Consider the following 24,931-nt stretch of genomic DNA (forward strand, 5'->3'; position numbering starts at 1 on the left):
GTTTAAATTAGAAAAGCACGTTTACCCAATAACATGAGGGTTAATAACTTTCTACTGCCCCTATATCCGGTGCATTTCCTTTATAGATTAAACTTACGGGTGCTTTATCTTTCCATTGTATCTTTTTATTGAGAATCAAATACCCGGTATCGTAATCAATACTTAGTACTTGGGCTTCCTCGGCTCCGACGCGAATCATATCCCCTTCAACAATAGTGAATCCATCCGAAAAGAAATAAGGATCCCCTACTTTTAGAACATTATTCTGATCTGCACCAATGGCATATGTCATAAATGCCCCCGCATCTACACAGGGACTATCTTTTGTTAACTCATATTCACTTCGTTCAAGTTTTTTTACGTTAGGTTCCTTAGCGCTGAACCGAGGGTTTCCCTGAATATTGTTCCGGTTATAGTCTGGATAAGCCTGTTCAAAAGCATCCAGGGTATAGCCCATGTCTTTTTTCTTCATCCAAACTACAACTTCATTCTTATCACTCTGTGGGGTGACATTATTGTTGTAGAACCGGGTTTCCGAAGGATTGGCAGATGAGCTGTAAGCAATTTGAACACTTGGTACATCCCTTTGGGTATGGGCATCCTTGAATATCCTGTTGGCATAGAATATGTTGTTCATAAAGATATTGTCATATTGCTCAGAATAGGGGTTGTGCGACATTACTACTCCCGGACCACTACCATAGCGGCCTCTTTCCCCGTTGGAATACACCGTGTTATTATACGTTCGGTTCGAATAATTGAATACGGCCTCTGGAGAGTCTCCATCACCACCAACTCTGCCATATCCACAAAAATCCATGCCCCCGTCACATCCGGCAAATATATTATTTCGCATAATACACTTTACACCCGCAAATTGTGTACCCCAACTTGCCGGGGCTGTTTTACCTTTATAAAGCCCATCCCTTTGAGAATTCGGTCCAAATAAGTTGTTTTCAATAAGGATGTGTTCACTCTTTCGGTAGGGATCGGACCATTCCCTATCACGGGTTGCGAATATCTCTAGCAGCTTTTGGATAGGATTGATCAATATGTTGTTTCGAATGGCCGAGTTATGGACCCCCATAAAAACCAGACAGGTATGGGATGCCGTATGAAAGGTATTACCTTCAACCAAATGAAAGCTACCTCCTTGAATAGAAAGAAGGTCGGTCCCGTTTTTCACTATATTATTCCTGAAAACAAAATAGTCCCCCATCGTTTTCAACTGACAGGATTCAAACAATGTACTATTTTCAAAATAACAATTTTCAACGGTAATATGTGAAGAGGATTTAATGGACATGAATTGGGGGCAGTCAAGGAATTTCAACCCTTTTATAACAATATAGTCCTTCTGATCGATCCATAAGGCAGGGGCGAGTGAATCCCCTGAAAATTGAACCACTTCGTCACCGAAGTTTTCAAATGTAATGTACTTGTTTTCCTCGCCTGAGTTTTGGGGACTAAACTGTTTGTTGAATACACCTCCCCTAATCAATACCTGGGTTCCTGCAGTGGCAACTTTTGCTGCCGATTCCAATGTTTTATAGGCATCGCCATCAAGACCATTGCAATCGCGGTTCGAAATGGAATAATTACCCGTACAATCAGTCTTTAGTTGTTGATCGACATAAATGACCTGTGCATAGATGTGAAAGCTATTTAAAAGTAAAAAAAACAGTAGTAGAACATATGGCTTCTTCATAGATAGAATGATAATTGATTTAAATAATTATTACTTATTTTACATGTAAACTCTTGTCCTAGTATTGATAGGACATACCTCAAAAATGATAAACCGAAAAAAGCAATCAGGTTTTTCATTGAACAAAGTCTTTCTTTTTTAAAAGAATATTGGTGTATATTTCTACTGCCTTCTCCAGCTTGTCCACATAACAAAACTCATCCGTTTGATGTGCCATTTCTGGTTGTCCCGGTCCCAAAATAACCGTTGGAATACCCCCATAAGCGCCTTGCAGCACAGATCCGTCCGTGAGATAGGGCAATGCCCTTGGATAATCGGGTGCGTTCTTTGGAATACCACAAGCGTCATATACCCTTTGTACAAACGGGTCTTTTTCTTCCGTGGAAACGGCAATCAGATCCGTTAAGGTTTCAATAGACACTTCCTCTCCCAACTCCTTTTGAAGTTTGGCCAATAACTTATCGTGGTCTACTTTCGTTGTTGTGCGGGCGTCAATGGTAAATTCAGCATGATCGGGCACCGAATTGAGGTTTTGTCCCCCCGAAACCTTTCCCACATTCACCGTAGGGAAACCGAGCAGGGGATCCTCTTCAACTCCAAAATCAAATTTTTCAACCTTTGAAATAGCACGGGCTGCTTTATAGATTGCATTATCCCCTAAATGGGGCATAGAGGAATGGGCGGTGACCCCTGAAAATGACAGATTGAGATAGAGTCCCCCTTTATGGCCAATTGCTGGAATATTGGCAGTTGGTTCACCAACCACAATACCACAGGCTTCTCCCAGTCCTGGATACGTTTTTATTAAATCCTTGGCCCCTTGGCATCCCAATTCCTCACCTGCTGTAAGTACCAAACGCACCCCTCCGTCTATGGAACCTAGGGAAAAAGCATTTATGGCCGCTATAACCATAGCAGCAACGCCCCCTTTCATATCACTCGACCCCCGACCGTAGATTTTTCCATTCTTTACCTCCCCTCCGAAGGGATCAACTGACCATTCTCCCACACCTAGGGGAACCGTATCAAAATGACCGGTAAAAACAATTGGCGGAATATTCTTTGAATACCCTCTGCCCGCAATAACATGAATCCGATTACTTTCAAAGGGAACATATTCAACATCAAACCCATTTTCCTCCAGTAAATTTCCAATAAATTTGGCGGCAGCATACTCGTTCCCAGGAGGATTTATGGTATCCATGGCAATAAGTCTTTTTGTAAGATTCATTACGTCAATCATAAATGGGTTTCTTTTAACTTATTAATATTCAACATAGGTCGTAATCAAACATTTTACATCTTCCTTGTTCAGAATAACGCTAACCATCGACTACTGCAGAAGGTTCCGTTACACTCACCCATCCTGCCAGAACCAGGAAGGGTTTCAATCAATGGTTTCTTTTTTGCTTCCCTTTATTTCGTGATTGTCATTGTTAATATGTTTATTTAATGTAACCTTTGACCATCTTTTAGTAATGCCTCCCTTAATTCAGGGTAAGGTACTTCTTGAACATCCGTATTGGCATCTATGGCAAGCGCCGCTGCCGTGGCAGCTGATTGTCCTAAGACCATAAATACCGGTTCCATGCGTATAGACCCAAAGGCAATGTGCGTGGCACTGACACAGACAGGGACAATAAGATTGGTACATTCCTCTTTTTTAGGCACCAAAGACCTATAGCTTATAGGGTAGGGTTTAAAGCCATGGGCCTCCACATTGCCCTCGTTCTGTACATATCCATTGGCGTCCACATAACGCTGTACATTATGTGAATCCATACCAAAAGCGGCCAAACCAATAGGATCCTCGGCCACTACCAATGCCTCACAATTTTTCTGGGTCATTACATAAGTACTGATCATTCTTCTGGCTTCCCGAATATAGAGTTGTTGCTGCCAACCGTCCTGTCTTTCAAATTCATCTTTGGAAGTTCCCAATTTTGAAGCTTCCTCGCGAACCTCCTTAGGTACCCTTGGATGATTGGCTAGGGTCCACATCAAACCCATTTGGTAATTCCTGTGGTCCTCAATGATCTTTTCACGTTCGGCATATGTAGCCTCAGGATAGTCGTAATTCTTGCCGATATAATCTGTAGAAAAGCCATATTTATTATTTGAATCCGTTTTGCGATTAGGCATCCTGGAATCTATTATTGGTAGTATATAACCACCATAATTATACATGTCATGTACCGACCCTTTGCGAGCTTCATAATTTCTAAATAAAAGTTCATAATCCAGTTCATCATAATTAGCAGGTTTCTTAAATGGAATACGATTTTCTGGGTGATCTGTAAGGCACATTCTAAAACAATAGGCCTGTATTTTTTTATCCCCTTCCCCTTCCAGTCCCGGTTTTCCATTTACATTCGGTAAAAGCCCACTGGTCGGATTTCCCTTTTCCACGTAGGGGTCAACCCCAGGAATAAGATTATGGCCATATGCATTTATGGAAACCATTCCGGTCAAAGTCCTGTTTATACTATTTGCCTGTACCCCATTCAAGGTTTCCCCATATTCGTCGTTACCCTCACGACCAATGGCATATGAAACTCCGGCTGAAGCCATTAGGTCTCCCTCATAAGTCGCGTCCAGATAAACCTTCCCTATAAAAGTTTTACCACTTTCCATGGTAATCGACTCAATTCTGCCATTTACCTTTTTAACTCCAGAATCCCTGTTCAATCTTTCGTTATAGACCATTTCAATCTTCTCGTTATCCATCAAGGCCTTATACACCGAAAGGGCTGCGGAAGGCTCAAATGTCCACATAGAGTCTTCCTCTTCTTTTGTACGGTTTTGTCCCCTATCCATATAATCTGACCTTTTCTCCCATTTCCAATTCTTCGGGTCATCATAATATTTTTTGATGTTTTCATAGAACTCCCTGGATATACCACCAATGGCCTGCTTATTCCCTATATCGGTCTGGCCCAGACCTCCAGTGGTCAGTCCCCCAATTCTATTGGTGGGCTCTATAAGTACAACGGACTTGCCCAATCTACTACTTTGCAGAGCAGCAACGACTCCTGCGGAAGTTCCACCATATATAACGATATCAAATTTAACCCTGTTCGTTTTTTTATAGGATTGCCCTTGTAATGAAAAACAAAACAGTAACACAAGAAACAGGCTGTTACGTGTTGTTGCCATTAAAAATTTACTTAAACCCAATTTTCTATTGCCCTTATTCATACGTTTAATCTTTTATATTACGTTTTTTTTAGATCATTGCCTTCTGATTCAACGACCCATAATGTTCATTCAGAAGGCAAACAGCAGATATTTATTCCGAGTAAATAATGTATTAGCTAATGATTGCCAAAGGCTTAGTTGTTTTCCAATTTCCTCTAGTAAAATCAGGGAACTCTTGGGGAGCACCGTTTTGGGTAACAGAAGCTTCGCTTAAGGCTCCTACCGCACTCCAATAGCAACCTTCATATACGTTTTGATCTAAAGGTTCCCCTTTTCTTAAACACTCAATAATCCGGTATCTCATTATGAAGTCCATTCCTCCATGACCTCCCATTTTATTGGCCAATTCGCCTAAGCGTAGGTATAATGGATGCTCATATTTCTCAAAAATCCTTTGTAGTTGTTCACCTTCTGCATATTCATGATGGCTATCAGGCCCTCCTTCAACACCACCTTCCAAGGCAATTCGGGTTGGGAATCCCGCCAAGATTCCTTTTGTTCCTTGAATTAGATTATGTCTGGTATAAGGTCTAGGACTAGTTTCATCCCATTGCACCATAATGGTTCTACCCAAATATGTTTTAACGATTGAGGTATTTATATCGCCTCCCTTATAATCTAACTTGTTCCATTTATGATCAGGTGGGAAATTTTTAGCGGCATATAGATTTCGGCCCTTTGCAGGGGAAGAAAAGGAGTTTATAAATTTAAAGTTATCCTCTCCCCTAGCCAAATTCATATATTGGGCGACCGGGCCCAAACCATGGGTTGGATATAGATTACCATCACGTTGGGCATATTGGTAGGTACGCCACGAGCCTGTACCACGTTCTATATCGTTCATTTGCTCCCTTAATTCATGGATATAGGCTGCTTCGCCATGCAACAACTCCCCAATGACACCCTGTCTACACATGTTTAAATAGAGTAGTTCCTCCCTATTATAATTACAGTTTTCCATCATCATACAATGCTTCTGGGTCTTCTCAGAAGTATCGACTATCTCCCACATTTCCTCAAGGGTAAGGGCAAGAGGTACTTCCACAAAAACATGGGCCCCACTTTTCATAGCTTCGATGGCCATGGGTGCATGTAATTCCCAAGGAGTACAAATGAAGACCGCATCCGGTTTCTCCTTTTTCAACATTTTTTTCCAATCGTTTTCCCCATTGGTGTATAAAGTGATGTCCTTATGCCGTGTCCCTCCTCCGTTCTCTTTACATACTTTCCCGGATTTTTCGGCCAAGTCTTCATAAAGGTCACTAATCGCCACCACTTCCGTACCTTCAATAGCAGAAATCTGTTCGACATGTCCCGAACCACGTGAACCAACCCCTATAAACGCACATTTCACCGTATCCAATTTCGGAGCGGAAAAACCGCCCATGTAAATAGCCCCGGGCTTAGGTGCCGGAATATTATTTAGATTTTTTCCCGTTATGGAATTTGACCATACAGGTGCCATCGCCAATCCCATTCCTGCAATTGATGTTTTTTTGATAAAATTTCTCCTATTCGACTTCATAATCCTTTTTTATATTATTATTCCCCGATACCCCAATCAATCATTAGTCTTGAAGCATCGATTTATATTTAGCTACCTCTTCTTCAGAAACACTGGAACTATTATTTCCAAAAGAAGCCCTTACATAGGTAAGCACATCGGCCAATTCTTTATCTGTCAAGAATTTAAAGCTGGGCATTTCCATATTATAGGATATGCCCTTAACCTCTATGGGTCCCGACACTCCATTAATCACCGATCTTATAATTCTATCCTTATCGGCAACTCCTTCCGTTTTGGTTAATGGTGGAAAAAAACCTTCAGCACCAGAGCCATCTGCCTTATGACAGGAAGCGCAATAATTCTCATAAATGAACCTTCCATCGTAATGCATAGTTCCATTCCTAAAGACCATAGCATCCTTATCGCGAGGTGTATGCTTTTCCTTCATCCCTTCCAGCCTATTTCCCAAATCTTTCCCTGCCTGATGAATCCCAATAATCTTATCATCATTCCCCATTGGTAATTTTGTATCACTACAATACCCTGGATTAGCACGTGGAGGCCAGTCTTTATTACTTGTACACAGATAAATATCACCATTAGGAGCTGAGATCACACCCTTTATCCTTCCAAACTGTCGGTTAAAAGCAATAGTCTCTCCTTCTACACTTGTTCCGTCAACAGAAAGTTTTAAAACCCTTTGACTTATTCCCTTTATTGAACCTACCAAGATCCCGTTCGTCCACTCCGAAATTGTTTTTATCGTATCCGTATTCATTTGATTGACCGTTCCTTTTATTTCGGTAAACCACAAAATATTATCCTCAAAATTGTCATAACAAAGGTCCCATGGATAATCCAGATTTGAAGCAACAACAGAAACTGCCAATTGGGAAGTTTCCAACGTTTTTTTGAATAAAAATTCCTGATAGGATGTATTCTCCCCTACTATTTTTATGCGTTCCGAACAAGAAACATTCAATAACATCAGGAATAAGACATACGTACCTAGTCCTGCTTTAATTATATTATGTTTTAAATTCATACTTCCTTTCATAAATGACCTACTTCTACCATCATCCGGGGAAAACCCTTATACGTAAGTACCTAAAAACACGAAATGGTACACGTTTAGATAGTCTTTTTTTTAAATTATTCATAATGTTAAATGAACAGAATTAATTATAATTCGAATTTATTCCCAAACTGACAGAAGATTATTTAGACAAATCACATATACGTTGCTGATTCTTAAATAAACATTTTAATCAACAATCATGATACTTAATATTTGGACTTCCCTTGATAATCTACTCAAAACAAAAATCTATTGACACTTCATAGATAGTTTGTCCGCCTTTAATTTCATTCTTGGAAACCTCCTTATTTTATTATGGTTTAAATTCACCCTATTTCTCATTTTAAACAAACTACCCCAATTCCGGACCTGCAATTAAAAATTGCTTACTTACCAATCCCGCAAATGAATTATCTTTTAAATACATCCTTACAAATGACCGTTGACAGGTAAAACCAAGAGCGGTTAATCGCTGTTTGAATGGTATCTGATCGTTAAGAACATCGATCACGACGGACTTACCAACCTGTTCTTCAAGAAGAATTTCAATAAGGTTTATGGCATCATCGGTCGTTTCCGCCATAAGCGGACCTATCTGAAAAAATTTAAGTCCTGGGCGTCCAAGAACATATCCTACGATACGCTCATCCCTTACAATGCACCAGGCCTTATTTCTTTTCTTAAGGGCATTGATCAATTCAATTCTATTGGATCCGAAAATCTCCAGGTCAAGCCTTGACAACGCTTCCATATCCCCGAGCGATAAGGGCTTGACAGCATCTTTGTTTGTTTTGCCCACGTTTCCATTGAACGTAGGGAGTACCATTCTATCGATTTCCAATTCCTCTAGGAAACCCAATTTGCGATAGACTGGAATTCCCGCTGCTGTAGCATCCAATTTTATGGATTTACAACCTTCTAATTTTTCAATAATGGTATGCAATAGATTCTTGCTGATCCCCAAACCCCGAAAGTTCTTAGATACCAACATCATTCCTATCCAAGCAACTTGATCATTATAATTCATGGCGGTTACCGTACCTATAATAGTGTCTTTGTAAGTGGCCACAAGACATAAATCAGGATTAAGGTCTAGAAGCATTTGCCAATCTTCCTTTGTTTGATTCCAATTTTCCGCAAGCACTAATTGCATTGCTCCGGAAATATCAGCCTCAACCATCGGCCTGAAAACAATATTTTTCAGCTTACTATTCATATTCAACCACTATTTGAGCCAGCCCGCTACATTTTTCGCTATAAAAAGATCATCATTCAATTCAGGATATGCTTTATAAACCCTATCGATTTCTGCTTTTTGTCCTGGGGTCAAACAATCCTTTTCATTCAAGGTCCATGTCCCCTCTAAAAGACCTTGTCTTCTTAAAACTTCATGAAGACCTACGATACATCCCGAAAAATTATTAGCGGCATCAAAGAAAGCTGCATTACTATCGGTAATCTTAGCCGCCATGGTCAAAAGTTTCCCCGAATCATTGGCATATGTCCCACTTTTAATATCCTCTAAGAGCGTTACTGCCGCCTTTGCCCATACAGACCAATGACCCAATAACCCTCCCACGATTCTCTTTTTTATGAGTTTGCCATTTGACTGAATCTCAAATTCAGTCATTAAATCAACCAATATATTATCATCATTACCCGTATAAAGGGCTATTTGATCGGCACGTCCGGATTCAACAACGGCTCGTACCACATCGAAGGTTTGATATCTATTAAATGGCGCCATTTTTATGGCTACCACATTCTCGATCTGGGCAAACTCCAACCAAAAATCAAAATCCAAATACCGACCACCTACAGCGGTCTGCATATAAAAGCCTATGATTGGCATTACCTTGGACACCTCCCTACAGTGATCCAATAATTCTTTATTAGAAGCTTCCGGCAACGCGGCCAGACTTAGTAAAACAGCCTGATATCCTAGATCAGCCGCCATTTGTGCTTCTTTTAGGGCTTGGTTCGTATTACCGATGACACCAGCAATCCGAAGAATGGTCCTATCCGATTTTGAAGTATAAGAATCCATTTCCTCCTTCGCCAGCTCCAATACTGGCTTAAATAGATTTACATCGGGTTTTCTAATCTCGAATTGGGTTGTGTGTACCCCAACCGCCAAACCACCCACTCCAGCATCCAGATAATATCTTGATAAAGCCCTTTGCCTTTTCTCATCCAACTTTCTGTGTTCATTTAAGGCCAAAGGATGCGCCGGAATTACCGTACCCTCATGAAGTAGTTGCTTTTCTTTTGTGGTTAATTTATTATGATTCATTTGTATTAGCTCTATTTAATTACCTCTATTTCAGACTTACCCGAAGTAACCCTTACTATTTTTTATTATGGGAAGCTCCATCTATATGGAATCAATACTTCCCGTCTTTTACTTCAAAATGCGTTGGTTTCCCATGAACCCGGTGTTCTGAATCCACCCAATCCGCTATCCACTTGATCATGCTATCAACGGAAACCTCTGGGTCTCCCATTTCTTTCTCCATTTGCGTGGCGTTTGAAAGGAGGGCTTCTCTATCCTCTTTTCCTGTTATCACCACTTCCTTACCCATGAGTTTTCCGAATTTGATAGCTACATTTTTTACCGAAATTGTTTCCAACCCGGTAATATTCAATATTTTGGCCGGACTTTCACACATCAATAGTGATTGTAATATGAAGGCATTGGCATCACCTTGCCAAATGACGTTGGCATAACCCATCGTAACATCAACTGGCTCATTATTTTTGACTTTTAGGGCTATATCCACTAAAACACCATACCGCATTTCAACGGCATAATTAAGTCGGATCAATGAAATTGGTGTTTTGTTTTCTAAACTTCCATATTGAAATAGGCGCTCTCTACCCAAGCATGATTGGGCATATTCACCAACAGGAAGTGCTGGGTCTGATTCTACAGAACCTCCGGAATCAATATCAACCAACGGATAAACACAACCTGTGGAAAGGGCTACGATACGTGATTTTTTAAACTGCTCAACAACCAAACCCGGAATAAAGGAATTCATAACCCATGTGTAGGATTCATTACCCTGCGTACCAAATTTTGTACCCGCTAAGTAAATTACATTTTCAACGTCTGGCAGGCTTTTAATAAAATCCTGATTGACAAGATCACCAGCTATCGTTTCTATACCCAGTGATTCTAAATAGTCCTTGTTTGTCGCTTGGCTAAATCTGGAAACACCGATTATCCGCTTCTTCACCCCTGCCAAATCACAGGCTCTTTTAGCCATATGGGCCATTGAAATACCCATTTTCCCGGAAACACCTAAAAAGATAATATCTCCTTTGAGTCCTTCCATCAACTTCACAACTTCTGGAGTTGGTCTTGATATGGCCTCTTCCAGCTCCTCTTCATTTTTAAATATTTCAGGATATGTCTTTTTCATTGTTCTTTATTATTAATTATACGCTTACGTTGCTATACCATCTAAACCGTTAAATACCCAATTAGTTTTCCATACATAAAATAGACCAAGACACTTATGAGTATAAACCCGACCAAGGCCATAAAATTCTGTAGGATGCTATTCTTATACTTGCCCATTATGGACTTGTTATTAAGCACCAGGAACAAACCCATGGCAATAAGTGGCACACCTAAGATCGACGATGCCTGGGCCATTATCAAGGCGTATATTACATTGCCCCTGAAAAATACGGCAATCACCATTCCGGCGAGCAATATCACAGCCGTAAATACCTTGGGCATTTTCTCGTTCATTGAACTGCCCATGCCCATACTATCGGCCAATAAACCACCGCCAGTAACCGAATTGACGAGTAGGGACGAAAATGCAGCAGCTATAAACCCAAACCCAAAGATGTATTTGGCAAAACTTCCCAGCAACCTTTCCAATTGAATGGCCATATCAGCTGCGGAGTTCACCGATATCCCTTTTGGTTTTAGAGTCGCAGCAGCCGTAATTACAACCAATGTAGATATTAAGGCCAGTAAGAATATCCCTATTTTGGTATCCCTTATACTTCTCGACATATCTTTCAACTTCCATCCTTTTCCCTGTACAAGGTAGGATTGGAAAAATGCATTGTGTAATACGAAGGTAGTACCCACTAGGGCCGCTATTTCATTAAAATCCTCACCCGAAACTGCCTTTGGTATAAAACCCAACGCAGCAGCTTCCAAATCTGGCCTTATAAAAACAAGGTTTATGATAAAGGCAAGAATCAAAACGACGACCATGATCATCATTAAACGTTCAAGGGCCTTGTACAGGTTCTTTGTAAAAAAAACCAATACAATCGCCAAGGGCGTAAATATTAATGGCCAAATAGTTTCGTTAATCCCTGTTAATGTTTTCATGCCCATTCCGACACCAAGGTTGTTACCAAATTGAAAACTCAGGGCTGCCATAAATGAACATACACCAATAGCAATGGAGAACCACTTACCATATTTCTCGGAAATCATCTTTAATAATGATTTCTCGTGTAGAACACCATAACGAACACTCATTGTCGTATAAACACTCATGGAGATAGCGCCTATAAGTATTACCCATAACAAAGAATAACCATGTGTCGCGCCTATCTTGGAGGAAACTGTAATGCTTCCAGGTCCTAAAACCACTGCAGCTATAATAAAACCAGGACCTAAAGCCTTGAAGAAATTCTTTATTTTAAGATTCATTTATTTAATTTATAAGAAAACCCAGAAGCACCCTATATTTCATTAAAAACCGGTTACCCCCTATTTACAGGGTAAAAGTGATTCTTGATTTTTCGATATAATGAATTGAAAAAAATAATGGACATCGCATAAAAGACCCATAATCCATATTTCTTAGGAACAAACCCTAGCTGGGAAATCGGATATATGCCAACACTCCGGTTGATGAAATCTTTTTTGCCCTACCATTTAAATTGTTCATTCACAGATAATAACATTATTCTGAACCGTAGAATCCTCTAATCTGTCAAAAAGTGATACCTGAGGAAATACAACTATATTGGTTCCCTTGGAAATCTCCTCTTTGTTTTTCTGTAAGTGTAAAAATTCAATTAATGGTTTAGAATGCAGTTGTTATGAAATTCTTATCGGGGAGAAACCCACAAATAAAACAGTTAGAAATGTTTGTTCATTTTTAACCCAAAACCAAAAAGTATAAGTGCTTCTTGATTTGTTAAAATAAAGGCATTCCTTTTAGGAAAAAGAATGCCTTTGAACAACTAACTCAAACAACTAATTCTTAATATCCTGGATTCTGAACAAAATTCTGATTCTTGTCTACTTCCCCTTGTGGTAATGGCCACAAGTATCTAAACTCACTGAAATTAGATTGTGGTTCCAATCCACTGGGACCAAATACTTCATTTCCTAAATCCCTACGGACTATGTCGTACCATCTTTTAAATTCAAATGCCAATTCTATACGTCTTTCTTCCAATATTACGTCTCTTAGATCATCTTTACTGGTTCCGGACGCAACATCCTCAGGAAAATCAGAGGGAGCATAGCTACCATAACCACTTCCTTCAAAATCAATGGTTCCCCCATTTCTCGCACGACCTCTAATTTGATCGACATAATCGATAGCTTCTGAAGTAAGCCCTAATTCATTGCCAGCCTCAGCGGCGATAAGCAATACTTCGGCATACCTAAAAGCAGCGTGGTCAAAATCAGATCTCCATCCTGCAGTGGTCCTTCCTTCACCAACGAATCTATTGTGTTTTGCAATATGTGGTCTGGCCACCTCAAAGTCAGTAAAAGGTCTGACAATATCGGTATCGTCATTCAATATCAACGAATCAGCCATACTCACCTTAAGTCGATAATCATTGGTATCCCAATTATTGTACACGTTAATTGAAGGAACAAGCATACTCCAACCCCTGATTGGTTTCACTCCACCTTCAACACCGGTAAACGGACCAATCTTGTTATCATTTTCATAAGTGGCTGGATTTGGGTTTTCCCCGGTTTGATTACCGGTAAAATCAATTGTAAAAATATACTCAGGGGAAGACCATTGTTCACTTTCCCTAAACACATCCTGAAAATCATCTACCAAGGCGTAGTTTAATTCACCTGAATGATCTATCACCCATTTAGCCATATCATAGGAATTTTGCCAATCTTCCCTAGTCAAATAAATAGAGGCTAAATAAGAAGCCGCTGTTCCCTTTGATGGCCTAGATCTAACACTACCACGTGAATCCATCTCTAGATTCTCAAAGGCGAATGTCATATCTTCGATGATTTTCACATAAACTTCATCCGTTGATGATAATTCAATACTTAAGGCATCAACAATATCAGGACTATCGATATAAGGAATATTACCATACAGTCTAATTAAATGGTAATACAAAAAACCTCTAACAAATCTTGCTTCAGCTTCTGCTATGTTTTTATCTTCCTCATCAATATCATCACCTAAAAGACCTATACCTTGGATAGCCGTATTCGCGGTAGCTATAGCTTGATATGCCGTAGCCCAAAAACCACTTACAAAAGAATTTGTAGGGGTAACCAAGAAAGGACTAAACTCGGTATAATCACTGAATTCCAATCCATTATCAACCATATCACTTGACAGTAGCAATGGCGTGGTAAGTCCACTTCCGTAAAAATTCGACGATGCCATTAAACCGTATGTCCCATCTGTCATGGCGTTTACATCATCTATAGTATTAAAGAAACCTTCTGGACTTAATGTCCCTACCGGTTCTTCATCTAAGTCTGCGCAGCCAACAACAATAGTCAAAATAGCTAGTGCAGAAAATTTTATTATATTCTTCATAATTATATTTTTATTTATTGTTGGTTATTAAAATCCGATGTTAAGTCCTAAAGTATAAGATTTCACATTTGGATAACTACCATAGTCAAGTCCAAGGTTACTACTGGAACTACCATATGCTACCTCAGGATCAACACCCTTATAATCCGTCAATGTCAACAAGTTTTGACCACTGATATAAATTCGGGCTGATGATAAGTTGATTTTAGACAATAAAGTTTCAGGAAAGCTATAACCCAAAGAAATATTCTTCAACCTAACATAGCTAGCATCATCTACCCAACGATCGGAGGTTACAAAACTTCTACTGATCCTTGCTTCGGGAATGTCCGTATCCGTATTTGTAGGCGTCCATCGATCAAGCGCATCGGTTGTTACGTTGGTTCTTCCGTTTAAGGCTCCTAATTCCATAAGGGAGTAATTTAGCATTTCACCACCTTGTGATCCTTGAATGAAAATATTCAGACTTATGTTCTTATAGCTAAAATCATTATTCCAACCCCACGTAAAATCAGGATGTGGATTTCCAATAACACTACGATCGTCATCCGTTAGTTCACCATCCCCATTCAGGTCCTTGAATTTTTCACCACCAACATCTTCACCGCCTACAAGTACATCATCGGCAGTCTGTACAACTCCGTCATAAACATAACCCCAAAACTGACCTACAGATAGGCCTTCTCTCAATATTTGTGTATTTCCAGCTCCAGCTAAAGGTGCAGAAGAATAATAAATATCATTGTCTTCGGTATCGTTCTCTACAAGTTTGATGATCTCATTCTTATTAAATGAAATATTTGCAAATGATTTCCATTTAAAATCATCATTCTGGATAATGGTTGCGTTCAGTGCCAATTCAAATCCTTTGTTTTCTACAGTTCCGATATTTTGCAACTGAGACTCAAACCCTGTAAATGTAGGGGTAGGAACATCGAATAAAAGATCCTCAGTTCTCATGATATAGTAATCAGCTGTAAATCCAAATCTATTCCCCAGGATTCCAAAATCCACACCAATATTTGTCTGTGTAGTCGTTTCCCATGATAAATCGTTATTGGAAATGGTTGAAGGCCTTAAAGCGGTAACCGTACTACCTTGAACTGTCGTAAAAACATCAGTAAACGAGGCCAATGATTGATAAGGGCTTATCGCCTGATTACCTACCTCACCATAACTAGTACGTAGTTTAAGTAAACTGATGGTACTAGAATCGGTAAGAAACTCCTCATCAGAAATTTTCCAACCAAAAGCGGCAGAAGGGAAAAATCCGTACTTGTTATTTGCTGCAAATACCGAAGCACCTTCATAACGACCTGTAAACGTAAATAAATACTTGTCGTTCAAGGTGTAATTCAATCTTCCGAAGAACGCTTCAAATGTTGATTTTGTCAATTCGGAATCAACAGCAGGTGTGTTTGTACCCGCTCCTAAGTTCCAATATGAAAAAGAATCGGAAATAAAACCGGAAGCTATAGTTGTTGAAAGCTCCTGTCTATCTTTTTGGTAAGAATAACCAGCCATCAATGATACATCATGAATATCACCAAATATTTTGGAATAATTCAAATAATTCTCATTGATCAAACTCGTGTACTTAACATTGGTAAGCGTAGCCTCGCCCCCTGTACTACTACCACGTTCTAGGGTAGTTGGGTAATACTGACCCGTTCTGGAACCACTTACCTTTAAACCTAATGTAGACTTAAACTTTAAACCTTCGGCAAGAGCGATTTCCGCATAAACATTACCTTGAAATAAATCTTTCTCAACTTCATTTTGGTATTCGGTTGCCATAGCATAAGGGTTATCGATAGGATAACCAACAACACTTAGTGAATTATCACCATTTTCATCTTTAGCCCCTTGGGTAGGTGAAAATTTATAAGCCCCTGATACAACCCCAGTTTGGGAAGCATCCCCACCTTCTTGGGTTCTTACCCCATTGCGATTGGTTCGACGTGCAAATAAACTTGTCCCAATACTCACAGACTCTGACACTTTTAAATCCAAATTGGAAGTAAGCGAATATCTTTTATAATCCGAATCCTTGATAACACCTTTCTGATCATAGATTGCCCCGGACAGATAATAATTCAATTTATCTGTTCCACCAGCAACTGAAAGCTGGTAATTCTGTATCCCACCTGGTCTAAATATTTTATCTTGCCAGTCTGTTCCTTTTCCCGTCAATTCCGGAACAAAATCAGGATAAAGCTCTTGAATATAACCTGTAAATTGATCCGCATCAAGTAGGTCAAGCGTGTTTATTTCTTTCTGGGAAGAATATGATGATGAAAAACTAAATTGTGGTTTTCCTTCAGTACCCCTCTTTGTAGTTATAAGTACAACCCCATTAGCCCCTCTAGCTCCATAAATTGCAGTAGACGAAGCATCCTTAAGAATTTCCATGGACTTAATATCCTCAGAAGGAGGCATTGTTCCACCAATAAATCCATCAACAACAATTAAAGGATCATTTCCGGCATTAATGGAAGTATTACCACGGATTTGGATACTGTACTCCGATCCAGGTGCACCATTTGTGGATTGCACCGTAACCCCGGCTGCCCTACCTTGTAAGGCCTGGGTGGCATCGACAACAGGGAAAGCAACTAAATCCTCTGAATTAACGGAAGAAACAGAACCTGTCAAATCGCTCTTTTTCACACTACCATAACCTACAACGACAACTTCATCCAATCCGGCAGCATCCACTTCCATTTTGATATTGATCATGGTACGACCATTGATCGCTACCTGTTGGGTTGCAAAACCAATATAAGAAACAACTAATGTTGTATTCAGATTGCTTAGGGAAATTGAATAATTACCATCAAAATCGGACTGTGTACCATTAGTAGTGCCTTTTTCCAAAATACTTGCCCCTGGTAACGGAGTGCCTTCCTCATCAACAATATTACCAGTCACAATACTTTCTTGCTCCGGTGTGATAAGAACCTGACCTTCTTCTTCAGTCTCTTTTTTCGATATCTTTACCCCTTGTTTTAATATGATTTGAGTACCTCTTATTTTATATACGGTGTTCGTAGTGCTGAACATACTTTTGAGTACTTTCTCAATATTTACCTCATGCAAATCCAAGGATACCTTGCGACTTAAATCAACTTGTTTGATTTTGTAAATAAATCGAAAGTCTGTAGTGGATTCAATATTATCAATAATACTTCGAACACTCGAATTCTCAACACTCAAAGTGACCTTGGTCTTTTGAGCATAACCGTTATTGGCATGTAACCCAAACAAGGCCGTTAACAATAACAAGGTAGTTAGTTTCATTTTTAAGTCAAATTTCAACAAAGGTTTATTCAACCTCCATAGGTTCTGTGGTTTTTTCATATTTTTGATTGTTTTATTGTGGTTTGCAAAAAAAATGCGATCACTTTTTACGACCGGGAAATGCTCGAACATTTTCCGGTTTTTTATTAAAAAAAAGTATCGACAGTTGTATTCAGTTCACTACTTCATATTGATTTTCTGTTTTTAGGGTTCTACTTCCTTTTATTTGATAATTACTGTATTACTTTTTATTTCATATTCGATTTCATGGGTATCATTGAAAAAGCTTAACACCTCATCAATCTTAACATCATTAAAACTTGCATTAAACACTACTTTACCCAATTCCGTATTTGTATTTACAATTTCGATATTATAATGACGCTCCAATTTTGTCAGGATTTGATCAAAAGTCAATTCACGGAACACTAAATGACCTTGCATCCACGAAGTATACATATTTGTATTTACAACATCTATATGTATGTTTTTGGAATTACGGGAATAAGAACCTCGTTGCCCTGGTGAAAGCTCAATGGGATTTTCCTCTAATTCCCCATTTGTATTAAGGTTTACCGTACCCTCGACAAGTACTACCTCTATATTGGCATCCTCCCTATAGGAAGAAACGTTGAATTCAGTACCCAATACCTCAACTTCCAGACTACCTGAACTCACAATAAAAGGTCTTTCTTTATCCTTGGCCACATCAAAATAAGCCTCCCCGGTAAGAAAAACCCGTCGCGATTCATTGGATCGGAAATTCACGGGATACCGCAAAGAGCTACCCGCGTTCATATTTACTGCAGTACCATCTGACAACATTATCCGAAACGTTTTTCCTTTAGGCAAACTCAAGGTATTATAAACCAATTCCTTGATATTATTCGCTTCGGAATAATCGATCTGACCCTGTTCTTGTTTACCTACAACATCCCCTTCCGCATTCTTGACTACTTTTGACTGTCCGGTATGTATTGTCTGTATCGTTCCATTATCCAATTCCAATGTAATAGCATCCTCTTTGGGTACTAATGCGGTATCAGGTTTTTCTGAAGAATAATAATATTGAACCATAAGTCCTATACCAATAACTACTGCAGCTGCATACCCGACCCAATTAGGAACCATTTTTTTCACCGGCCTTTCCCTCTGTTCAATTTGTCCAATCACCTTGTCATAGGCTTCATCCACATTGTCCTTTAGCATCGCCATGTTCAAATCGTGATAATCCTTTACGTATGACTCAAGAATCGATTGATTTTTGGGATTCTCCAACCATTTTTTCAAGATGACGAGCTCATCTTGGGAAATGGTATCCATAAGTAGCTTACTTATATATTTTTTCATTAATTTGATTAAATTTTTCGATATATGTTATAATTTAGACACCTCTATACAACACATACATAAGCTATACTGACAAATATTAAAAAACCCTTAAAAAAAATTAAAATATTTTATTATTATTAACATCATTACACTATAATCGCTATTAACGAAGCCAAATAAATGGATGAAATAAATGCAGTCAAGGCTTTGAAAAAAGGGGATAGACTTGCCTATAAATATCTTTTCCATGCGTACTACAACCGCCTTGTGGCTTATATAACAACATATAGCCATGATAGAACCCAATCGGAGGATATCGTTCAGCAAACTTTTATAAATCTCTGGATCAATCGGGAAAAACTGGATGACACACAATCACCCAAAGGATACCTTTATGCCATAGCCCACAATATATATATCGACGCCATCAATGCTTCAAAAAAGAAGGATGTAATAATGATTGAAATTTGGGAACGTGCTTTACGGGATAGAATTGAGGAAGATTCGGATGCCCAAGAGAAACGCATTCAGAAAATAAAGTATGTAATTGAAACTCTACCCCCCGAATGCAGAAAAATCATTCGCATGAATAAGCTTCAGGGCATAAAGTACAAAGAGATTGCTCTGGAATTGAAAATCTCGATTAAAACCGTTGAATCCCAGATGAGGATTGCATTTAGCAAAATCCGGGAAGCCTTTAAAGACGATAGTCTACTTTTATTTCTATTGCTGCATTAGCTTTAGTTATTATTTATTTGATTTTCACTCCAATAAGAACACCCTTTTTGATGACCTCCCAGAATCAAACAAAACAGTTGGAATTTTGTGAAATATAAGTGAATAGATCTTTAACTTTAAATACATTTGTTGCTTTAAAAACAATAAAGCATTCTGGATCGTAGATAGTATTCGTAATCAAACGAGCGTTTTCTTCTAAAATAATATATCCCCATTCTTTCTTGAGATGGGAAAATATTCATCCGATTAGCGTTAAACCAGAAGTTCTAAATTGTATTATACATTTTAATTTATCATATCAAATCCAACATATGAAAAATTCAAAACATTCCCTATTATTACTAGCATCCATTTTACTTCTTGGCTTAAGTTGCAAGGATAAACCGATAGAAAAAGCAAATGACGTTGATCCCCCTTCAAAAAACCCAAACATTGTCGTCATTTATTTGGATGATTTGGGCTATGGGGATATCAGTTCCTATGGAGGAACTGGGTTACAAACACCAAATATTGATGCCTTGGCTACGGAAGGTATTAAATTCACTAATGGTTATGCCTCCTCAGCAACATGTACCCCTAGTAGATATGCCTTACTTACGGGGATGTATCCGTGGCGAAATAAGGATGCCAAGATATTACCTGGTACGGCACCCTTATTAATAAGCACAGAACAACAAACCTTGCCAAAAATGCTAAAAAAACAAGGCTATCAAACCGCCATTGTCGGAAAATGGCATCTTGGCCTAGGTTCAGGAATTATAAATTGGAACGAAAGGGTCTCTCCTGGGCCCAATGAGGTTGGATTTGAAGAATCCTATATTTTGGCGGCTACCCAGGATAGGGTCCCTACCGTCTATATTGAAAATGGGAATGTTGTTGGTTTAGACCCCAAAGATCCCATTTCGGTTGATTATAAGCATAATTTTAAAGGTGAACCCACGGCAATTACAAATCCCGAAATGGTAAAAATGAAATGGCATCATGGACATAACAACAGTATTGTCAACGGAATTCCACGAATTGGTTTTATGAAAGGTGGTGATTCAGCCAAATGGAGTGATATTGATATTGCCGATACCTTTCTGGAAAAAGCCCAAACCTATGTCAAAGAGCATAAAGACAAGCCTTTCTTTCTGTACTACGCCATGAATCAGCCACATGTACCTCGAACCCCAAATCCAAGATTTGTGGGAAAATCGGGAATGGGCCCTAGAGGGGATGTTATTTTGGAAGCGGATTGGTGTATTGGTGAATTCATGAAAACACTAGAGGAAGAAGGAATCTTGGATAATACTCTGGTAATCTTCTCTAGTGATAATGGACCGGTACTCAATGATGGATATTATGATGATGCCGTAGCGAAACTAGGTGACCATGATCCCAGTGGAGGCCTAAGGGGAGGAAAATATAGTCTGTTCGAGGCTGGCACAAGAATACCCCTCATAACGTATTGGAAAGGTAAGATACAACCGGCAGAATCCAATGCGATCGTATGTCAAATGGATTTGTTGGCCTCTTTGGCCGACTTAGTCGGCACTAAGGATAACACCACTGACAGTCAAGATTTAATGGATGTATTTTTAGGAAAAAGTAAAACAGGAAGGGACAACCTTATCATTGAAGCGACATCAAGAACGGCATTGCGAAGTGGGGATTGGTTAATGATCCCCCCTTATAAAGGCGTTAATTATCAGGAGGAAGTAGATATTGAAGTAGGGAGCTTTCCTGAGTTCCATTTGTATAATTTAAAAGATGATGTGGCGCAACAAAATAATTTAGCCACTACGAATCCAAAGAAACTTGCTGAAATGATCCATGAATTCGAAACATTAATGGGAAAAGATCATAACTTCAACGTTGAGGAAATTAAATTAAAATAATACCTCCACTACATATGTGAACCATAGTGTTTAGATCGTTCTTTCTTAAGCGTTTGGTTTATTGGTGCCTGCTCTTAATTAGGGTAGTCAATCCTTATGGGCTACTATATCACTCTAATTTTACGACCCAGTAATCCCACAGGCCTTTGCCCGACCCACTGATATCCCCACCAGGACCCGAAACATAACCCGATACTATGTATCCGTCATTCGTTTGTTGAATAGCGGTCGCATAATCGTTTTCCGGACCTCCCATGCTTATTTCCCAAGACAGTTCTCCCTCTGGAGTCAATTTAACGACCCAATAATCGAGAAATCCGCCATTAACGGAACCGCTTACATCAAAATCGGTTTCTCCCGCACTTCCAGCAACAATATACCCTCCGTCTGTTGTTTGTTGAATAGAACGCGCACCGTCTACAGATGAACTCCCAAGGTTGACTTCCCAAGTAATCCCTCCGGTAGTATTTAATTTCACGATCCAATAATCCCTATTTCCGTAATTGTTGCTTACATCAAAATCCGAGGATTCTGAATATCCGGCCACTATATACCCTTGGTCCGAGGTTTGGTGAATGTCATAGGCGTAGTCATCCAATGAGCCGCCAAGATTCGTTTCCCATGCCAAATTTCCTGTGGCATCCAGCTTTACGACCCAATAGTCCCTTTCGCCATAATTACCTCCCACATCACCATCAGGAGATTCTGAATATCCCGCAACAATATATCCTCCGTCCGATGTTTGCGCTATCGATTTTGCAATATCGAACTCGCTGCCTCCAAGGGTTGTTTCCCACACCAAAACTCCGTTACTGTCCAGTTTGAGTATCCAATAATCCAGCCCTCCATTATTGTCTTCTACATCACCATCTGAAGATCCTGTAAAACCTGCAACGATATATCCGCCATCTACAGTTTGCTTAACAGCATTGGCTTCATCCCCAGATTCGCCCCCGTAATTGTTTTCCCAAACCAAATTTCCAGCCCCATCCAGTTTAATGACCCATACATCGGCAGCGGAGGTGTCCCCGTTAATGTCTTGATCATTGGAATCGGTCATTCCTACTACGATATACCCCCCATCTGTTGTTTGTTGTATGCTATTTCCTGCTTCATCACTATTTCCCCCAAGATTGGTTTCCCATACCAAATCCCCTGAATTACTTAGTTTGATGATCCAAAAATCACCTCCCAGATAACCTTCCGCATCATTGTTGCCTCCTACGTCCCCATCATCGGAATCGGAAGTGCCCGCTATGATATACCCGCCATCGACCGTTAATTGCAAGGAATTGGCCATGTCAATTTTAGAACCCCCGAAGGATTTTTCCCAGGCTATGGAGACGCCATCGATAGGCTCTTCCTCATCCTCTTCCGTGGTAAAATCAAATGTATTCTCAGTGGTATTCCCATTACCGTCCGAAGCTGTTACCGTACCGTTGTAATCGGTTTGGCCGGTAAGGTTTTCCAAAAGAAATTCGGTCGTCCCTAGATTTGCCTGCACTTCGTTGCCTCCTAGAAATACAGTATAGGTAACTTGGACCTTGTCTGGGTCTACGGCGGCATTCCACGTCAATAAAGCGCTATTAGCCGTAATTTGAGTGACTTGCACCGTGAAGTTCCCGGGCTTTTCATTTTTGGGTTCTGTAGTTCGATTGTCGTCATCATTGTTACATCCTATAAAGAGGAAGCCAATAAGGGTTAAAGCGGATAAGAAAAGTGTCTTTTTCATAGTCGATATTTTTCACCCGCAGGTATTTGTTCGGGGTGTTATAAAAATAGAAATGGGAAATCGTTTTGGTGTCCCGAAAGTTTGGGTTTCAAAGAATCTGGACTTGCTTGGGCGGTTTTCTTTTAAGCTTGATTTCCGATATGGAAGGGGTCAAAAACTTGTCATAGTGAAAAATGGTCGATGCGGTACAATACGGCATTGTTGTTATTGTTGTATGAGTACATTAAGTTCAAATGTAGCATTTAGGAATTCGGCAGAATATTGTCCTGTGAGTTTTCCTTGTTGGTCTAGGTCCGCGGCAAAGGGGTTGGTAGATTCACTATCCTCGTATTCAAACGTGCCCTCCATTTTAGTATCCAAAAGCATATAATTACCACTAAAATAATTAGGTCCCAATAGGGTACCATCGTCCAATTCTATTTGTGAATAGCCGCTGAAAGTACCATCCGTGTTAAAAACCATTTCCATGATTTGGAATAAGGTATTGCTGAAACTAATGTTAGTTGTATAAGTCCCCTTAAAAATTCCTTGAAATGGGTTGCTGATGGTCAGCGAGGCCAAATCTTTACCAGCCTCGTTATATGCAAATAGTATAACGGTATGTACGCCAATGGGCAATGAAGGGTCCCACGATAATTGTCCGGTTTCTGTATCGATTGAAAGTCCTTGGGTTGTATTCTCCAATCCAAACTTGCCCTGATCACCGTTCCATTGTACTTCCGGTAAAGGGCTTTCACCTTGTTGGAAATAACTGGCAGTGAGATTTGGTGTGATACTAAGTACGGGCGCTTCAACAACGGCGTCATCATCATTTTTAGAACAGGCCGTTATGACCAGCACGATTACGAGAATAAAATATAGTTTTTGCATAAGAGTTCGTTTTTTTGACCCTACTATAGGATTCTTAATCCCATTTAAATAAAAATCTTCCTTCAGGAGCTATAATTTCTCCGGAGGCATCTTTCCCTGCACCGTAAACACCCTCTAATACCGGTAGATTTGGTAGTTCGCCATTATGGTATAATTGTCCTTTCATATAGGTGGTTTCACCGTTTGAAGTGTATTCGATAGCTATATTCGGACCTTCCAAGGTTTCCCAGATTCCCGAAGCGATAAACGCGGGATCGGTATAGTTGATCATGCTAACAGTATGATCTTCATGAAGCGTGAGCCCATACTCAACGGGAATAGTGGTTGGGTCTATTTCCGTAGGGTTACCAGCTTCGAATCCACCACTAAAATACCCTCGGTCAAATCGATTGCTGAAGAGTATATTGGTGTCTACGGCATCTTTACTGTTCTTGGCTGTTATGGTAAGGTCAAATTCCCCTAAAGGCAAAAGACGACTCCAGAAAATGATACCCGTATCTTCTTCAAATTGAATATTGTTGCTTTCAAGAATAGTGGTAGTGGAAGAAATTGAAAGTGTTCCCTTTTCGCCATTCCAGTCAATTTCAATAGGTGCCAAACTACCCTGTTTTCTAAAAATAGTTTCCACCAAAGAATCGGGATACCTAAGCAATATGCCCATTTCTTTGTCGGTGCCTTTTTGTGTAGGGCTATCATCGTTATTACAAGATTGTAGAAGAACTGTAAGGGTGAAAAAAATAAAACAAGTTTTTAATATGTGGTGGTTTTCTATCGTTTTCATTGGAATC

The 24,931-nt window shown here is 39.6% G+C and carries 17 protein-coding genes; 2 read left to right on the top strand and 15 right to left on the bottom strand.

The features are described from left to right. Positions 1-40: 40 nt before the first annotated feature. From HPE56_RS07225 to HPE56_RS07280, 12 genes are all read right to left on the bottom strand, one after another. Entirely contained in the window at positions 41-1,708 is a 1,668-nt protein-coding gene (locus tag HPE56_RS07225; protein WP_188243097.1) for a right-handed parallel beta-helix repeat-containing protein, read from the bottom strand. 115 nt (positions 1,709-1,823) lie between these two features. Further along, positions 1,824-2,951: a M20 family metallopeptidase gene (locus HPE56_RS07230; protein WP_188243098.1), complete on the bottom strand. Its 1,128-nt coding sequence runs from the start codon at positions 2,949-2,951 to the stop codon at positions 1,824-1,826. 206 nt (positions 2,952-3,157) lie between these two features. Beyond that, positions 3,158-4,864, bottom strand: coding sequence for an FAD-dependent oxidoreductase (locus tag HPE56_RS07235; protein ID WP_188243099.1), 1,707 nt, complete (start codon positions 4,862-4,864; stop codon positions 3,158-3,160). Positions 4,865-5,018: 154 nt separating this feature from the next. Next, positions 5,019-6,431 carry a Gfo/Idh/MocA family protein gene (locus tag HPE56_RS07240; protein ID WP_188243100.1) on the bottom strand — a complete coding sequence of 471 codons (1,413 nt, stop codon included), beginning with the start codon at positions 6,429-6,431 and terminating at the stop codon, positions 5,019-5,021. A 43-nt stretch (positions 6,432-6,474) separates the two neighbouring features. After that, complete coding sequence (locus HPE56_RS07245) at positions 6,475-7,458, bottom strand: c-type cytochrome (protein WP_188243101.1); 984 nt, start codon at positions 7,456-7,458, stop codon at positions 6,475-6,477. Between the two features lie 385 nt (positions 7,459-7,843). Continuing rightward, entirely contained in the window at positions 7,844-8,707 is an 864-nt protein-coding gene (locus HPE56_RS07250; RefSeq protein ID WP_188243102.1) for a GNAT family N-acetyltransferase, read from the bottom strand. A 9-nt stretch (positions 8,708-8,716) separates the two neighbouring features. Next, positions 8,717-9,784, bottom strand: coding sequence for a dihydrodipicolinate synthase family protein (locus tag HPE56_RS07255; protein WP_188243103.1), 1,068 nt, complete (start codon positions 9,782-9,784; stop codon positions 8,717-8,719). A gap of 91 nt (positions 9,785-9,875) precedes the next feature. Beyond that, positions 9,876-10,916, bottom strand: a complete 1,041-nt coding sequence (locus HPE56_RS07260) for an NAD-dependent epimerase/dehydratase family protein (RefSeq protein WP_188243104.1) — start codon at positions 10,914-10,916, stop codon at positions 9,876-9,878. Positions 10,917-10,957: 41 nt separating this feature from the next. Next, on the bottom strand, positions 10,958-12,178 hold the full coding sequence (locus HPE56_RS07265) for an Nramp family divalent metal transporter (protein WP_188243105.1): 1,221 nt from the start codon (positions 12,176-12,178) through the stop codon (positions 10,958-10,960). A 559-nt stretch (positions 12,179-12,737) separates the two neighbouring features. Then, positions 12,738-14,291 (bottom strand): RagB/SusD family nutrient uptake outer membrane protein, encoded by a 1,554-nt coding sequence (locus HPE56_RS07270; RefSeq protein WP_188243106.1) that lies wholly within the window; start codon positions 14,289-14,291, stop codon positions 12,738-12,740. 27 nt (positions 14,292-14,318) lie between these two features. Next, positions 14,319-17,651 carry a TonB-dependent receptor gene (locus HPE56_RS07275; RefSeq protein WP_188243107.1) on the bottom strand — a complete coding sequence of 1,111 codons (3,333 nt, stop codon included), beginning with the start codon at positions 17,649-17,651 and terminating at the stop codon, positions 14,319-14,321. A gap of 162 nt (positions 17,652-17,813) precedes the next feature. Continuing rightward, positions 17,814-18,941 carry a FecR family protein gene (locus tag HPE56_RS07280; RefSeq protein WP_188243108.1) on the bottom strand — a complete coding sequence of 376 codons (1,128 nt, stop codon included), beginning with the start codon at positions 18,939-18,941 and terminating at the stop codon, positions 17,814-17,816. A 162-nt stretch (positions 18,942-19,103) separates the two neighbouring features. Here HPE56_RS07280 and HPE56_RS07285 point away from each other — a divergent pair, with 162 nt between their 5' ends. Both HPE56_RS07285 and HPE56_RS07290 read left to right on the top strand, forming a co-directional pair. Then, positions 19,104-19,661, top strand: a complete 558-nt coding sequence (locus HPE56_RS07285) for an RNA polymerase sigma factor (RefSeq protein ID WP_188243109.1) — start codon at positions 19,104-19,106, stop codon at positions 19,659-19,661. Positions 19,662-19,972: 311 nt separating this feature from the next. Then, on the top strand, positions 19,973-21,541 hold the full coding sequence (locus tag HPE56_RS07290; protein ID WP_188243110.1) for a sulfatase family protein: 1,569 nt from the start codon (positions 19,973-19,975) through the stop codon (positions 21,539-21,541). Between the two features lie 109 nt (positions 21,542-21,650). Here HPE56_RS07290 and HPE56_RS07295 read toward each other — a convergent pair whose 3' ends face one another. From HPE56_RS07295 to HPE56_RS07305, 3 genes are all read right to left on the bottom strand, one after another. Further along, on the bottom strand, positions 21,651-23,273 hold the full coding sequence (locus HPE56_RS07295; protein WP_188243111.1) for a fibronectin type III domain-containing protein: 1,623 nt from the start codon (positions 23,271-23,273) through the stop codon (positions 21,651-21,653). A 204-nt stretch (positions 23,274-23,477) separates the two neighbouring features. Continuing rightward, positions 23,478-24,143, bottom strand: coding sequence for a hypothetical protein (locus tag HPE56_RS07300; protein WP_188243112.1), 666 nt, complete (start codon positions 24,141-24,143; stop codon positions 23,478-23,480). 34 nt (positions 24,144-24,177) lie between these two features. Beyond that, positions 24,178-24,924 (bottom strand): hypothetical protein, encoded by a 747-nt coding sequence (locus tag HPE56_RS07305; RefSeq protein ID WP_188243113.1) that lies wholly within the window; start codon positions 24,922-24,924, stop codon positions 24,178-24,180. Between the last annotated feature and the right edge of the window lie 7 nt (positions 24,925-24,931).

The organism is Maribacter aquimaris (assembly GCF_014596745.1).
GTDB lineage: Bacteria > Bacteroidota > Bacteroidia > Flavobacteriales > Flavobacteriaceae > Maribacter_A > Maribacter_A aquimaris.

What these genes read in the sequence shown, in the direction of transcription:
- HPE56_RS07225 (WP_188243097.1), bottom strand. Translation starts at nt 1,708, where the DNA reads ATGAAGAAGCCATATGTTCTACTACTGTTTTTTTTACTTTTAAATAGC.
- HPE56_RS07230 (WP_188243098.1), bottom strand. Translation starts at nt 2,951, where the DNA reads ATGATTGACGTAATGAATCTTACAAAAAGACTTATTGCCATGGATACC.
- HPE56_RS07235 (WP_188243099.1), bottom strand. Translation starts at nt 4,864, where the DNA reads ATGGCAACAACACGTAACAGCCTGTTTCTTGTGTTACTGTTTTGTTTT.
- HPE56_RS07240 (WP_188243100.1), bottom strand. Translation starts at nt 6,431, where the DNA reads ATGAAGTCGAATAGGAGAAATTTTATCAAAAAAACATCAATTGCAGGA.
- HPE56_RS07245 (WP_188243101.1), bottom strand. Translation starts at nt 7,458, where the DNA reads ATGAATTTAAAACATAATATAATTAAAGCAGGACTAGGTACGTATGTC.
- HPE56_RS07250 (WP_188243102.1), bottom strand. Translation starts at nt 8,707, where the DNA reads ATGAATAGTAAGCTGAAAAATATTGTTTTCAGGCCGATGGTTGAGGCT.
- HPE56_RS07255 (WP_188243103.1), bottom strand. Translation starts at nt 9,784, where the DNA reads ATGAATCATAATAAATTAACCACAAAAGAAAAGCAACTACTTCATGAG.
- HPE56_RS07260 (WP_188243104.1), bottom strand. Translation starts at nt 10,916, where the DNA reads ATGAAAAAGACATATCCTGAAATATTTAAAAATGAAGAGGAGCTGGAA.
- HPE56_RS07265 (WP_188243105.1), bottom strand. Translation starts at nt 12,178, where the DNA reads ATGAATCTTAAAATAAAGAATTTCTTCAAGGCTTTAGGTCCTGGTTTT.
- HPE56_RS07270 (WP_188243106.1), bottom strand. Translation starts at nt 14,291, where the DNA reads ATGAAGAATATAATAAAATTTTCTGCACTAGCTATTTTGACTATTGTT.
- HPE56_RS07275 (WP_188243107.1), bottom strand. Translation starts at nt 17,651, where the DNA reads ATGAAAAAACCACAGAACCTATGGAGGTTGAATAAACCTTTGTTGAAA.
- HPE56_RS07280 (WP_188243108.1), bottom strand. Translation starts at nt 18,941, where the DNA reads ATGAAAAAATATATAAGTAAGCTACTTATGGATACCATTTCCCAAGAT.
- HPE56_RS07285 (WP_188243109.1), top strand. Translation starts at nt 19,104, where the DNA reads ATGGATGAAATAAATGCAGTCAAGGCTTTGAAAAAAGGGGATAGACTT.
- HPE56_RS07290 (WP_188243110.1), top strand. Translation starts at nt 19,973, where the DNA reads ATGAAAAATTCAAAACATTCCCTATTATTACTAGCATCCATTTTACTT.
- HPE56_RS07295 (WP_188243111.1), bottom strand. Translation starts at nt 23,273, where the DNA reads ATGAAAAAGACACTTTTCTTATCCGCTTTAACCCTTATTGGCTTCCTC.
- HPE56_RS07300 (WP_188243112.1), bottom strand. Translation starts at nt 24,143, where the DNA reads ATGCAAAAACTATATTTTATTCTCGTAATCGTGCTGGTCATAACGGCC.
- HPE56_RS07305 (WP_188243113.1), bottom strand. Translation starts at nt 24,924, where the DNA reads ATGAAAACGATAGAAAACCACCACATATTAAAAACTTGTTTTATTTTT.